Genomic DNA, 12,272 nt, shown 5'->3' with positions numbered 1-12,272 from the left:
GGCATGACCGCTCGCACGCTGAGCGCCGCTGTGTCCCACGTGGGGCGCATCCGCGCGAACAACCAGGACTCCGGCTACGCCGGGGCGCACCTGTTCGCGGTGGCGGACGGCATGGGCGGGCACGCCGGCGGCGACGTCGCCTCGGCGATCGCGATCCGGCGCATCCGCGAGGTCGACCGCGAGTTCCCCTCGGCGCACGACGCCGAGTTCGCGCTGCAGTCGGCGCTCATCGCGGCGAACCAGCTCATCACCGAGACCGTGTTCGAGCACCAGGAACTCACCGGCATGGGCACCACGGTGTCCGCCATGATCCGCGTGGGCGACCAGATCGCGATCGCGCACATCGGTGACTCCCGCATCTACCGGCACCGCGACGGCGAGCTGCAGCAGATCACGTCCGACCACACGTTCGTCCAGCGACTCGTCGACAGCGGCCGGATCACCCCGGAAGAAGCCGCTGTCCACCCGCGCCGCTCCGTGCTCATGCGGGTGCTCGGCGACGTCGACGCGGCACCCGAGGTCGACACCGCGATCATGGACATCCAGCCGGGCGACCGCTGGCTGCTGTGCTCCGACGGCCTGTCCTCGTACCTCGCCGAAGAGCGGATCCGGCACGCACTGGCGTCGACCATGGACGCCAACCAGGTCACGCAGCGCCTGGTGAAGGAGACGCTCGACCACGGCGCCCCCGACAACGTCACCGTCGTCGTGATGGACGTCACCGACGCCGAGGTCGACGACGACGACGACGCGGCCACCACCGTCGGGTCCGCCGCGGCACCCCTGACCTTCGAGGCGTCGACCGGCCGCAAGCCGATCCGCCTCCCCACGATCCTGCTGCACCCGCTCAAGGTCACCACCGCTCCGGAGGACTCGCACTTCGAGCCCGAGTCCGACCAGTTCTTCGCGGAGCTCATCGCCGAGGACCGCCGACGCCGCATCCGGCGCCGGGTGTCCTGGACCGTGGCGCTCGTCGCGGCCGTCGCCGTGCTCGTCGGCGCGGTGTTCGTCGGCTGGCGGATCACGCAGGACCACTACTACGTCGGCACCGACCGCGGCACCGTCGCGATCTACAAGGGCGTGCAGCAGTCGATCGGGCCGTTGGCGCTGTCCGACGTGTACGAGGACACCGACATCACGGTCTCGTCGTTGCCGGACTACACCCGCGAGAACGTCCGGTCGACGATCAACGCGCAGTCGCTCTCCGACGCCCGCGACATCGTCGATCGCCTCCGCAAGGCCGCAGCGACCGGCGAGGACCAGGCCGGCACCGGTGGGGACGGCGACGACGGCTCGTCACCGTCGCCCTCGCCGACCCGCTCGTCCACGCCGTCACCGAGCCCGACGCGGAGCTCGCGATGAGCACCGCCACGGCCGCCCAGTCCTTCACCCAGGCGATCACGATCAAGCTCCGTGAGCCCGCCCGCGCGCGGAACCTCGAGCTGTTCCTGCTCGTCATCGCGTGCGGCATCTGCGCCGGCGCGATGGTGCTCGTGCAGCTCGGCACGAAGGGCCGGCTGTTCGACCAGTCGGTGCTCTGGGTCGGCGGCGGCATCCTCGGCCTCGCGCTCGTCATGCACGTGGTGCTGCGGGTCGTCGCGAAGAACGCCGACCCGTTCGTCCTGCCGATCGCACTCGTGCTGAACGGCATCGGCATCGCCGAGATCTACCGGATCGACGTGCACAACGGACTGTCCGGCTGGGACGCCATCGGCGTGAAGCAGATCGTCTGGACGATGCTCGCGATGGTCCTGGCGATCATCACGCTCGTCGCCGTCCGGAACCACCGGTTCCTGCAGCGGTACCGCTACATCTTCATGGCGCTGACGATCGTCCTGCTGCTCCTGCCCATGCTGCCCGTCATCGGCAACAACATCGGCGGCGCCCGCGTGTGGATCAAGATCGGGCCGTTCTCGTTCCAGCCCGGTGAGCTCGCGAAGATCACCATGGCGTTGTTCTTCGCCGGGTACCTCGTCACCGCCCGCGACTCGCTGTCGATCGTCGGCAAGAAGTTCCTCGGCATGACGTTCCCACGTGCCCGCGACCTCGGCCCGATCCTCGTGATGTGGGGCGCGGCGATGGCCGTCCTCGTGTTCCAGCGCGACCTCGGCACGGCGCTGCTGTACTTCGGCCTGTTCCTCGTGATGATCTACGTCGCCACCGCGCGCATCAGCTGGGTCGCGATCGGCCTCGCGCTGTTCATCGGTGGTGCCCTCGTCGCGCAGAGCGTCCTCGAGTACGTGCACGGCCGGTTCGAGCAGTGGCTCGACCCGTTCAACCAAGAGGTCTTCAGCCGTGAGACGCAGGCGAGCTACCAGCTCGTCCAGGGCCTCTTCGGCTTCGCGAACGGCGGGATCACCGGCACCGGGCTCGGCCAGGGCCGCCCGTACATCACGCCCGTCGCCAACGCCGACTACATCATCGCCTCGCTGGGCGAAGAGCTCGGGTTGATCGGCGTCTTCGCGATCCTCGCGCTCTTCATCATGTTCGCGTCACGCGGCATCCGTGTGGGGTTCATGGCGCAGGACGACTTCGGCAAGCTGCTCGGCGTGGGCTTCGGCTTCATCATCGCCCTGCAGGTGTTCGTCGTCGTCGGTGGCATCACCCGGATCATCCCGGTGACCGGCCTGACGACGCCGTTCATGGCCGCAGGTGGTTCCTCGCTCATCGCCAACTGGATCATCGCCGCGATGCTGCTGCGCCTGACCGACTCGATCCCCGCCGAACAGCGCGTCCAGCAGGGTGCGCTCCCCGCCGCGAGCGGGCGGTCCGCGCGCGCGACCAGGAAGGAGCGTCGTCGATGAACCGACAGCTCCGCGGTGTCTCGACCGTCATCGTGCTCATGTTCGTCGCACTGTTCGTGTCGACGACCTCGATCCAGTTCTTCTCGGCGGACTCGTTGCGCGCCGACTCCCGGAACTCCCGAACCATTCTGGACAGTTACTCGACCAAGCGTGGCGCGATCCTCGTGGACGGCAGCCCGATCGCCGAGTCGACCCCCGTGGACGACCAGTACCAGTACCAGCGGAAGTACACCAACGGTGACCTGTACTCCGCCGTCACCGGGTACTTCACGATCGGACAGGGCAACACCGGCATCGAGAGCGCGGAGAACACCGTGCTGTCCGGCAACTCGGACGCCTCGTTCTTCCAGAACCTCAACTCGATCCTCACGGGCCAGGACGTCCAGGGCGACAACGTCAACCTGACCATCGACCCGGACGTGCAGCAGGCGGCGTACGACGCCCTCGGCACGAACAGCGGCGCCGTCGTCGCGATCCAGCCGAAGACCGGCAAGATCCTCGCGATGGTGTCGAAGCCGAGCTACGACCCGAACACGCTCACCTCGCACGACACGGCCGAGGTCAAGCGGCAGTACGACGCCCTGCTCGGCGCCGAGACCGCTCCGCTGCAGAACCGTGCGATCGGCGGCGACCTGTACACCCCCGGCTCGGTGTTCAAGCTCGTGGTGGCCTCGGCGGCACTCGAGGGCGGCAAGTACAACCTCGACTCCACGTTCCCGAACCCGTCGCGGCTGCAGCTGCCGGGCACGACCTCGTACATCAACAACGCCGAGGGCGGCACGTGCGGCGGCGGCGACAAGGTCAAGCTGCGCACGGCCATCCAGTACTCGTGCAACATCCCCTTCGCGGAACTCGGTCAGAAGCTCGGGTACGACGCGATCAAGAGCATGGCCGACAAGTACGGCTTCGGCGACGCCATCGAGGTCCCGATGGCCGCGACCGCCAGCCAGTACCCCGACGTCGACTCGACGGCCCAGCTCATGCTGAGCGCCTTCGGCCAGGCCAGCGTCCGGGTCTCCCCGCTGCAGATGGCCATGGTGTCCGCCGGCATCGCGAACGGCGGCAAGGTCATGCAGCCGTCGCTCGTCGACTCGATCACCACGAGCGACCTGAAGACCGTCGAGTCGTTCTCCCCGAGGCAGTACAGTGATCCGCTGTCGTCCTCCGAGTCCGCTGACCTCACCGAGGCCATGCAGAGCGTCGTGAGCGCGGGGACCGGCACCAATGCCAAGATCGACGGTGTGGACGTCGCCGGCAAGACCGGCACGGCCGAAGCAGGTACCGGCGATCCCTACACGCTCTGGTTCACGGGGTTCGCCCCGGCGAAGGACCCGGAGGTCGCCGTGGCGGTCGTCGTCGGGAACGGCGGCGGGCTCGGGCAGTCCGGAGTGGGCAACACGGTCGCGGCCCCGGTCGCGAAGAAAGTCATGGAGGCGGTGCTGAACAAATGAGACCCACCAGCGGACTCACCTTCGGTGGGCGGTACCAGCTCTCCTCCCGGGTCGCCATCGGCGGCATGGGAGAGGTGTGGCAGGCAACCGACCTCGTCATCGGCCGAACCGTCGCACTCAAGATCCTCAAGGACGAGTACCTCGGTGACCCCGGCTTCCTCGAGCGCTTCCGCGCCGAGGCCCGGCACGCTGCGCTCGTCAACCACGAGGGCATCGCCAACGTCTTCGACTACGGCGAGGAGGACGGCAGCGCCTACCTCGTGATGGAGCTCGTCCCCGGCGAGGCCCTGTCGACCATGATCGAACGCGAGCACACGCTCCCGGTCGACAAGGTGCTCGACATCGTCGCGCAGACCGCGAACGCCCTGCAGGCCGCACACGCGGTCGGCCTGGTGCACCGCGACATCAAGCCCGGCAACCTGCTCATCACGCCGGACGGCCGCGTCAAGATCACCGACTTCGGCATCGCCCGCATCGCCGACCAGGTCCCGCTCACCGCGACCGGTCAGGTGATGGGCACGGTGCAGTACCTGTCGCCCGAGCAGGCGAGCGGTCACCCCGCCTCGCCGTCGACCGACATCTACTCGCTCGGCATCGTCGCGTACGAGGCCCTCGCCGGCCGTCGTCCGTTCACCGGTGAGTCGCAGGTCGCGATCGCGATGGCGCACATCAACGAGCAGCCGCCGCCGCTGCCCGGGGACATCCCCGAGCCGGTCTCGGCCCTGGTGATCTCGTGCATCGCGAAGAAGCCCGCCGACCGTCCGGCCACCGCCGCCAACCTCGCGCGTGCCGCACAGGCACTCCGTCGTGGTGACGTCGCCGCAGCCACCGTGGCCGTCCCGGCGATCGCGCAGAACGGCACCGTCGCCTTCAACCCGCCGCAGGGTCAGGGGAACGACGCCGCGACCGCCCTCATCGGCACCCAGGCCGGCGCGATGGCCGGCGGACCGGGGACCCCCCGCTCGCCCGTCACCGACGAGCCCGAGGAACCGAAGAAGAAGCGCGCCTGGATCTGGTGGCTGGTCGGCATCGTCGTCCTGCTCGCCATCGCGGGTGGCATCGGTGCCTACGCCCTGAACGCCAACGACCCGGAGCCGGAGCCGACGAAGTCCTCGAGCACGCCGAAGCCGAGCCGGACGCCCACGCCGACACCGACCCCCGAGCCGACCGAGACCCGCGTCACGGTCTCGGCAGCCGACTACCAGGGGCAGAACGCCGAGCAGGTCGCGAACCAGCTCCGCGGTCAGGGGCTGCAGGCCGAGGTCGTCCCCGGGTCGAACGCGACGTCGTCCGACCAGGTGGGTACCGTCGAGTCGCTCAGCCCCGAGGGCAGCCTCGCGCCCGGGACGCTCGTCAGCATCAAGGCCTTCGGTGACGTCCTGACCGCACCGGCTCCCGAGCGTGCGACCGGCGGCACCGTCAGCGAGTCCGGTCGTGTGACCTTCAGCTGGCCCGCGTACACGAGCTGCCCCGCCGGCTACTCGGACGTGAGCTACACCTACACGATCGACAACGGCACGGTCCCCTCGAACGGCAGCAGCTCCGGCTCCACCTCGGGCACCGCCGTGACCGTCGCGGGTGCCCAGTACGGCAAGGTGACCCTGTCGTACAAGGTGACCTGCAAGTCGCCGCAGTCCGACGCGTCGGTCGTCTCCGCCTCTTCACCAGGCGCCCAGGTCGAGTGGACCGAGCCCACGGAGGAACAGCCGACGAACCCTGACGAGGGGATCGACCCCAGCGAGGGCACGAACCCGAGCCAGGGTGGCCCGATGGACTGACCCCCGGACGGGGACTCGACACTGTTCGGTAACGGTTCGGTCGACCCCTCCTCGACCAGCGTCTCACCAGGTGGTGCTGCCGTACACTAGCCGGACGAACAGACGGAGGAGTACGTGCCAGAAGGTGTGACCGCGGGGATCACGCTCCTCGCGAATCGCTACGAGATCGGTGACGTGATCGGTCGAGGCGGCATGGCGACCGTGCACCTCGGCAACGACACCCGCCTCGGCCGCAAGGTCGCGGTGAAGTTGCTCAAGCCGAGCCTCGCCAACGACCCGGCCTTCCGCACCCGCTTCCGGCAGGAAGCCCAGGCGGCCGCGCGCATGGCGCACCCGACCGTCGTGCGTGTGTACGACGCCGGCGAAGAGACGGTGTCCGAGCCCTCGGGCGCCGAGGTGCAGGTCCCCTTCATCGTGATGGAGTACGTCGAGGGCCGTCCGCTCTCCGACATCATCGCCGAGGGTGCAGTGGCACCTGATGAAGCCGTCCGCATCACCGAGGGCATCCTCACCGCGCTCGAGTACTCGCACCGGGCCGGCGTCGTCCACCGCGACATCAAGCCCGCCAACGTCATGGTCACGCACAGTGGCCAGGTCAAGGTCATGGACTTCGGCATCGCCCGGGCCATCACCGACACCTCTGCCACGGTTGCGCAGACCACGTCGATCCTCGGCACCGCGTCGTACTTCTCGCCGGAGCAGGCGCGCGGCGAGACCGTCGACGCCCGCACCGACCTCTACTCGACCGGCGTCGTGCTCTTCGAGCTCCTGACCGGCCGCGCACCGTTCCTCGGGGACACCCCGGTGGCGGTCGCCTACCAGCACGTCAGCGAGCAGCCCGTCGCGCCGTCGACGATCTCGCCCGACGTGTCACCGGCCCTCGATGCCGTGACACTCCACGCACTGGTCAAGGACCGCACGCGCCGGTTCCAGAACGCGGCCGAGTTCCGTACCGACCTGCAGCAGGCCGCGGCCGGACGAGTCCCCGCGTCGACCAAGAAGCAGCAGCAGAACGCCGCGAACGACGCCTCGACCGTGCTGTTCGGGGTCGACCCCCGCACGACGACCAACGCCGCCTCGGCCTTCCGCGAGCTCGACGACGACACCGCCGAGCACCGACCGCAGCGCACGCAGAACCGCCCGCCGGTCGCGTGGATCTGGGTCGGCATCCTGCTGACCGTCGCCGTCATCGTCGCCGTGGTGTTCTTCGTCGCGAACCTGCAGCCGGGCAAGCCGCCGGTGTCGTCCTCCGTCAGCGTCCCGAACGTCGCCGGATCGACCTACAGCGCCGCAGCCAGTGCCATCGAGAAGAAGTCCCTCAAGCCCGTCAAGGTCGAGGAGAACTCCGACAGCGTCGACAAGGGCACGGTCATCCGCACCGACCCCGGCTCCGGCGTGAACGTCGGGCGCAACCAGAGCGTCAACGTGGTCGTCTCCCTCGGCCCGGAGCGCGTCCCCGTCCCCGAACTCCAGGGGCAGACGCAGGCGGCGGCGCAACAGGCGCTCGACGACGCCGGCTTCCGGCTCGGCGCGATCTCGAGCGACTACTCGGCAGACGTCCCCGAGGGCACGGTGCTGAGCTCCGACCCCGCGGCGGCGTCCCTGCACACCAAGGGCATCGTGATCAACCTCACGATCTCCAACGGCAAGGTGCAGCTGCCCGACGTCACGCAGCAGCAGTACTCGGCGGCGAAGGCCACCGTGGAGCAGCTCGGCCTCACCGTGAACCCGGCGCCGTCGTACTCGTGCACCGGCGGGCTCGTCACCCAGCAGGACACCCCGGCAGGCGACGTCGCACAGGGCAGCGCCGTCACACTCACCTACTGCGCGCGCTCCGCGGCCCCGTCGAAGGCACCGACCTCGAACAACGACAGCGGTGGCGACAACGGCGGCAAGGACAGCGGCGACGACGAGGGTGACGACGGCCGCTGAGCCGACCACGTCCTGACGGTTCGGTCCTGACGGACGGGTGGCGAGCCTCCAGTCCAGCGCCCTGTCCGCACCGCGAGACGCCGTCGTGTCGGCGAGACGCCCCGGAACGCACGAGACGCCGCCGGATTCGGCGGCGTCTCGATGACACGACGGCGTCTGCCGCCGTGGGCGTTCGTCAGGCTCGGTGGGTGGCGATGAGCGGTCCGAGGCCGGCGGCACGCTCGGCGGCGCCGGACAGGCCCGTGGTCTCGAGCCAGTTGCCGACCATGCGGTAGCCGCCCTCGGTCAGGACCGACTCCGGGTGGAACTGCACACCGAACACGGGGTGCTCGCGGTGCTGCACGCCCATGATGACCCCGCCACCGGTGCGCGCGGTCACGGTGAGCTCGTCAGGGACGGTGCCGTCGACGATCGCGAGCGAGTGGTAGCGCGTGGCCGTGAAGGGGTGCGGGACGCCGGCGAAGAGCGGGCTGTCGTCGTGGTCGACCTCGGAGGTCTTGCCGTGCATGAGTTCGTCGGCGTGCGTGACCGTGGCGCCCAGTGCCTCCGCGATGGCCTGGTGCCCGAGGCAGACGCCGAGCAACGGGGTCTCGGCCGCGATGGCCGCGTGCACCGTGGGGATCGAGACACCTGCGGCTGCCGGAGTCCCCGGACCCGGGGAGAGCAGCACCCCGTCGTACTCGGCGATGCGGTCGGCGATCTCGGACTCGGGGAAGGCATCGTTGCGGACGACGTCGGTCTCGGCACCGAGCTGCTGCACGTACCCGTTCAGCGTGTAGACGAAGCTGTCGTAGTTGTCGACGACGAGGATCCTGGTCATGGCGGTTCACCGTACTCGTGGGGGATGTGTGCGGCGGTCCGCGGGCCGATCCACACACGTGGTCACGGTAGGATACCGGCCATGGCCAAGGACAAGGACCGCACCAAGCCCGCCCGGAGGACCCGAGCCGACTCGGTCGACACCGCTGGGGACGCCCCCAACCCGGTGTGGTTCAAGCCGGTCATGTTCGGCTTCATGCTCATCGGACTGGTGTGGGTGATCGTCTTCTACATCTCGAACGCCACGCTGCCGGTGCCGAGCCTCGGCTCGTGGAACATCTTGATCGGCTTCGGCATCATGTTCGTCGGCTTCCTCATGACCACCCGGTGGCGCTGACCTCCGGCCAGCCGCTTTCCTGACGCCCGTCGCACCGCAAGGTGCGGCGGGCGTTCTCGTTCTCCACAAGCCTCGTCAGCGGCAGAACGCAGATCCTCCACGATCCGGTCGTTCTCCACACTTTTCCTCACTCTCCACACGACCATCCACACCCCCACCCCGGAGTTATCCACAGCTGAGTCCACAGTGGGGATAATCACACCGGTGTAACTCACCGCTTTCTCCACACCTGTGGATAACTTCCTGCAGCGCTGTGGATCACTGTGGACGACCTTGACGAACAGCGCCGGGAACGACGAACGCCCCGCCGCAGTGCGACGGGGCGTTCGAGGGGATGGATCAGGCGCCCCACACGCTGAGGCCACCGATACTGATGAAGGCGGCGTAGATCGCCAGGATCAGCACGACGGCCTCAACAATCAGGAGTCCGGTCTGCAGCCGTTGCTTCCGCACGTTCCGCGTCTTGGAGAACACGTACCCGGTGACGAAACCGATCACGATCCCGCCGACGTGCGCCTGCCACGAGATCTGCGTGCCCGGGAGGAAACCGATGACGAGGTTGAGACCCATCACCACCAGCAGCTGGACCGCGTTGTAGCCGAGGCTTCGCTGGATGATGAAGAACGCGGCGAACAAGCCGAAGATCGCTCCGGAGGCTCCGACCACCGGGGTCCCGGGGCTCAACCACGCCACGGCGAGATCACCGCCCAGCCCTGCCAAGAAGTACAGCGCAAGGAACCGCCACGTGCCGAGCATGTTCTCGAGGATCCGTCCGAAGATGAAGACAGCGAACATGTTGAAGGCGATGTGGAGGAACGACGAGTGCACGAACAGCCCCGTCACGAGCCGCCAGGGCTGCGTGCCGATGGCCGGCGTGTAGAAGGCGAGCCAACTCGTGAGGGCTCGGCCGCTGACTTGGTCGAGCAGCCAGATCAGGGCCGAGATCGCGATGATGACGACCGTGCCCTTCTGGTCGAGCATCGCGAAGCGCCGCCGAGCGACGGTGAACCCGCTGGGGGCCCCGGACGCTCGACGGTTCGCTGCGAACTGTGCGCGCTGTTCACGCACGCACTCCGGGCAGTGCACCCCGACCGCCGCCGGCGTCTGGCACTCCGGGCAGATCGTCCGCCCACAGCGCTGGCAGAGGACGAAGCTCTGCCGGTCCGGATGCCGGTAGCAGGTGTTGTTCGGGTTGTACGCCTGGTCGGTCACGTGAGGGTCAGACGCCTTCGACGTCGATGCTCTGGATGACGACGTCCTCGACGGGCTTGTCGCGACCGTCGGTCGGCACGCCCTCGATCGCGTCGACGACCGCGCGGGACTCGTCGTCGGCGACCTCACCGAAGATGGTGTGCTTGCCCTGCAGCCACGGCGTCGCCACCGTGGTGATGAAGAACTGCGAGCCGTTCGTGCCGCGGCCGCCCTGGATGCCGGCGTTCGCCATGGCGAAGATGTAGGGGTTCTGGAACGTGAGCTCCGGGGAGATCTCGTCGTCGAAGCGGTAGCCCGGGCCGCCGATGCCCTGGCCGAGCGGGTCGCCGCCCTGGATCATGAAGTCCTTGATGATGCGGTGGAAGACGACGCCGTCGTACAGCTTGTCGGTCGAGACCTTGCCCGTGCCCGGGTGGGTCCATTCCTGCTGGCCGGTGGCGAGGTCGACGAAGTTCTTGACGGTCTTCGGTGCGTGGTTGCCGAACAGGTTGACGCGGATGTCGCCCTTGTTGGTGTGGATCGTTGCGACAGCGGTGTGCAGAGACATGTTCCGATTCTCGCATGTACTCCTGACCGTGGACGGATCCCACAGCTGCGGTTCCGTGACCTGTCAGGCAGTGTGGTGGCAGGATGGGGGCACGCCGTTCCGATGGAGGTACCAGATGACGACGATCGAGATTCCGCGAAAGCGCCGGAAGCAGATCAAGAAGCTCAAGGGCCAGACCGCCTCGCTCCTCGGCGAGCAGCGCAAGGTCCTCGAGCACGCGAACGCGATCCTGGCTGAGGCCCGGTCGAACGCCGCCGACGCAGCTCGCAAGGACATCGCACCCCGTGTGCAGAACGCGATCGACAACGGGATCCGTCCCGCGTTCGCAACCGGTGTGCACGCTGCCACCTCGGCAGCGCAGAGCGCTTCGCACAAGTTCCAGTCCGAGGTGGTCCCCGGACTCGTCTCGACCGCTGGTTCGGTGCTGAGCGTGACCGACCTCGCGAAGGACCCCCGGGTCAAGAAGATCGTGAAGAACGCGCAGAAGAAGAGCAAGAGCGCGAAGAAGGCCGCGGCGAAGTACGTCCCGTCGCAGCAGAAGAAGGGTCTCGGCTTCGGCGGAGTCGCACTCATCATCGTCGGCGTCGTCGCCGTCGCGGGTGCTGCGTACGCCGCGTACCAGACGCTCCGCGCCGACGACGACCTGTGGGTCGCCGACGACGCCGACACGGCGGAGAAGCCCGCCGCCTGACCTCCCGGTTCGTACGAAGGGCCCCGGCTGCTGCCGGGGCCCTTCGTCGTTCCCAGGGCAGGTGGTGCACCCGGGCATCGCGTGCCCTGAACCCGCCCACCCACCTGTCTGGAGGCGCGCACCGGCCCGCCACCGCGCCTCCCGTCCGCCATGTGCTCACGCAACGCGCCGCGGCAATGCCGAGCGGTCGCAACCTGTCGCCCAAACGGCGCGCAGACGACACTTCGTGCCACCGCCCCACCACGCACGCGGCACGTCGTGACCACTCGACAAGAACGACGCGGAGTGGCGGCCCAAGCCATCGCGGAGCGGCGCGTCGCCGAAGGCGCGCAGACAAACACGACGACCGAACCGCTCGCGACGATCGCGCCGCAGGGGCGGCGGCGCGCATGAGCACAGAACGAAGCCCCTGGGCAGACGACGAAGTCGTCAACCAGGGGCTGATGCGAGTGGAGCCTGGGAGAATCGAACTCCCGACATCCTGCTTGCAAAGCAGGCGCTCTACCAACTGAGCTAAGGCCCCGAGTGCCACCGAGGTGCTCGGTGACGGGATGGAATTGTCGTGGTGTTCCGAAGAACTGGTGGGGCTACAAGGACTTGAACCTTGGACCTCTTCGTTATCAGCGAAGCGCTCTAACCGCCTGAGCTATAGCCCCTCAGACCGGATGAAAGCTTACCGTACGATCCCGTCGGAACGAAAT

Annotated in this window: 10 protein-coding genes and 2 tRNA genes; 7 read left to right on the top strand and 5 right to left on the bottom strand. The window is 68.3% G+C overall.

Annotation, left to right across the window (positions count from 1 at the left end; genetic code table 11):
• Nucleotides 1-3: 3 nt before the first annotated feature.
• The 5 genes from KK087_RS06290 (at nt 4) to pknB (ending at nt 7,965) form a co-directional block, all read left to right on the top strand.
• Nucleotides 4-1,362, top strand: a complete 1,359-nt coding sequence (locus KK087_RS06290) for a Stp1/IreP family PP2C-type Ser/Thr phosphatase (RefSeq protein ID WP_214529240.1) — start codon at nt 4-6, stop codon at nt 1,360-1,362.
• The gene (locus KK087_RS06285) at nt 1,359-2,804 is read left to right on the top strand and encodes an FtsW/RodA/SpoVE family cell cycle protein (protein WP_214529241.1); all 1,446 of its coding nucleotides are present in this window, start codon (nt 1,359-1,361) and stop codon (nt 2,802-2,804) included. The genes KK087_RS06290 and KK087_RS06285 overlap by 4 nt, the downstream gene beginning before the upstream one ends.
• Nucleotides 2,801-4,255 carry a peptidoglycan D,D-transpeptidase FtsI family protein gene (locus KK087_RS06280; RefSeq protein WP_214529242.1) on the top strand — a complete coding sequence of 485 codons (1,455 nt, stop codon included), beginning with the start codon at nt 2,801-2,803 and terminating at the stop codon, nt 4,253-4,255. The genes KK087_RS06285 and KK087_RS06280 overlap by 4 nt, the downstream gene beginning before the upstream one ends.
• Nucleotides 4,252-6,033, top strand: a complete 1,782-nt coding sequence (locus tag KK087_RS06275) for a protein kinase domain-containing protein (RefSeq protein ID WP_214564558.1) — start codon at nt 4,252-4,254, stop codon at nt 6,031-6,033. Before KK087_RS06280 ends, KK087_RS06275 begins: the two co-directional genes overlap by 4 nt.
• 114 nt (nt 6,034-6,147) lie before the next feature.
• Entirely contained in the window at nt 6,148-7,965 is a 1,818-nt protein-coding gene (gene pknB / locus KK087_RS06270; RefSeq protein ID WP_307860005.1) for a Stk1 family PASTA domain-containing Ser/Thr kinase, read from the top strand.
• Between the two features lie 175 nt (nt 7,966-8,140).
• On the opposite strand, the gene KK087_RS06265 is transcribed toward pknB, so the two are convergent.
• The gene (locus KK087_RS06265) at nt 8,141-8,785 is read right to left on the bottom strand and encodes an anthranilate synthase component II (protein ID WP_214529244.1); all 645 of its coding nucleotides are present in this window, start codon (nt 8,783-8,785) and stop codon (nt 8,141-8,143) included.
• 81 nt (nt 8,786-8,866) lie between these two features.
• Between KK087_RS06265 and KK087_RS06260 the strand changes: the two genes are divergently transcribed.
• Entirely contained in the window at nt 8,867-9,121 is a 255-nt protein-coding gene (locus tag KK087_RS06260) for a cell division protein CrgA (RefSeq protein ID WP_214529245.1), read from the top strand.
• Nucleotides 9,122-9,460: 339 nt separating this feature from the next.
• On the opposite strand, the gene KK087_RS06255 is transcribed toward KK087_RS06260, so the two are convergent.
• Together KK087_RS06255 and KK087_RS06250 are read right to left on the bottom strand one after the other, a co-directional pair.
• On the bottom strand, nt 9,461-10,333 hold the full coding sequence (locus KK087_RS06255) for a rhomboid family intramembrane serine protease (RefSeq protein WP_214529246.1): 873 nt from the start codon (nt 10,331-10,333) through the stop codon (nt 9,461-9,463).
• A 7-nt stretch (nt 10,334-10,340) separates the two neighbouring features.
• On the bottom strand, nt 10,341-10,880 hold the full coding sequence (locus KK087_RS06250) for a peptidylprolyl isomerase (RefSeq protein ID WP_194631454.1): 540 nt from the start codon (nt 10,878-10,880) through the stop codon (nt 10,341-10,343).
• A gap of 115 nt (nt 10,881-10,995) precedes the next feature.
• Here KK087_RS06250 and KK087_RS06245 point away from each other — a divergent pair, with 115 nt between their 5' ends.
• Nucleotides 10,996-11,571: a hypothetical protein gene (locus KK087_RS06245; RefSeq protein ID WP_051597033.1), complete on the top strand. Its 576-nt coding sequence runs from the start codon at nt 10,996-10,998 to the stop codon at nt 11,569-11,571.
• Between the two features lie 450 nt (nt 11,572-12,021).
• Here the strand turns inward: KK087_RS06245 and KK087_RS06240 are convergent.
• Together KK087_RS06240 and KK087_RS06235 are read right to left on the bottom strand one after the other, a co-directional pair.
• Nucleotides 12,022-12,094: transfer RNA gene (locus tag KK087_RS06240), tRNA-Ala, on the bottom strand.
• A gap of 56 nt (nt 12,095-12,150) precedes the next feature.
• Nucleotides 12,151-12,227, bottom strand: a tRNA-Ile gene (locus tag KK087_RS06235).
• Between the last annotated feature and the right edge of the window lie 45 nt (nt 12,228-12,272).

Origin of the sequence: Curtobacterium aurantiacum (assembly GCF_018598555.1) — a bacterium.
Classification (GTDB): domain Bacteria; phylum Actinomycetota; class Actinomycetes; order Actinomycetales; family Microbacteriaceae; genus Curtobacterium; species Curtobacterium aurantiacum.
This window is presented reverse-complemented; position numbering and strand designations above follow the sequence as displayed.

What these genes read in the sequence shown, in the direction of transcription:
- KK087_RS06290 (WP_214529240.1), top strand. Translation starts at nt 4, where the DNA reads ATGACCGCTCGCACGCTGAGCGCCGCTGTGTCCCACGTGGGGCGCATC.
- KK087_RS06285 (WP_214529241.1), top strand. Translation starts at nt 1,359, where the DNA reads ATGAGCACCGCCACGGCCGCCCAGTCCTTCACCCAGGCGATCACGATC.
- KK087_RS06280 (WP_214529242.1), top strand. Translation starts at nt 2,801, where the DNA reads ATGAACCGACAGCTCCGCGGTGTCTCGACCGTCATCGTGCTCATGTTC.
- KK087_RS06275 (WP_214564558.1), top strand. Translation starts at nt 4,252, where the DNA reads ATGAGACCCACCAGCGGACTCACCTTCGGTGGGCGGTACCAGCTCTCC.
- KK087_RS06265 (WP_214529244.1), bottom strand. Translation starts at nt 8,785, where the DNA reads ATGACCAGGATCCTCGTCGTCGACAACTACGACAGCTTCGTCTACACG.
- KK087_RS06260 (WP_214529245.1), top strand. Translation starts at nt 8,867, where the DNA reads ATGGCCAAGGACAAGGACCGCACCAAGCCCGCCCGGAGGACCCGAGCC.
- KK087_RS06250 (WP_194631454.1), bottom strand. Translation starts at nt 10,880, where the DNA reads ATGTCTCTGCACACCGCTGTCGCAACGATCCACACCAACAAGGGCGAC.
- KK087_RS06245 (WP_051597033.1), top strand. Translation starts at nt 10,996, where the DNA reads ATGACGACGATCGAGATTCCGCGAAAGCGCCGGAAGCAGATCAAGAAG.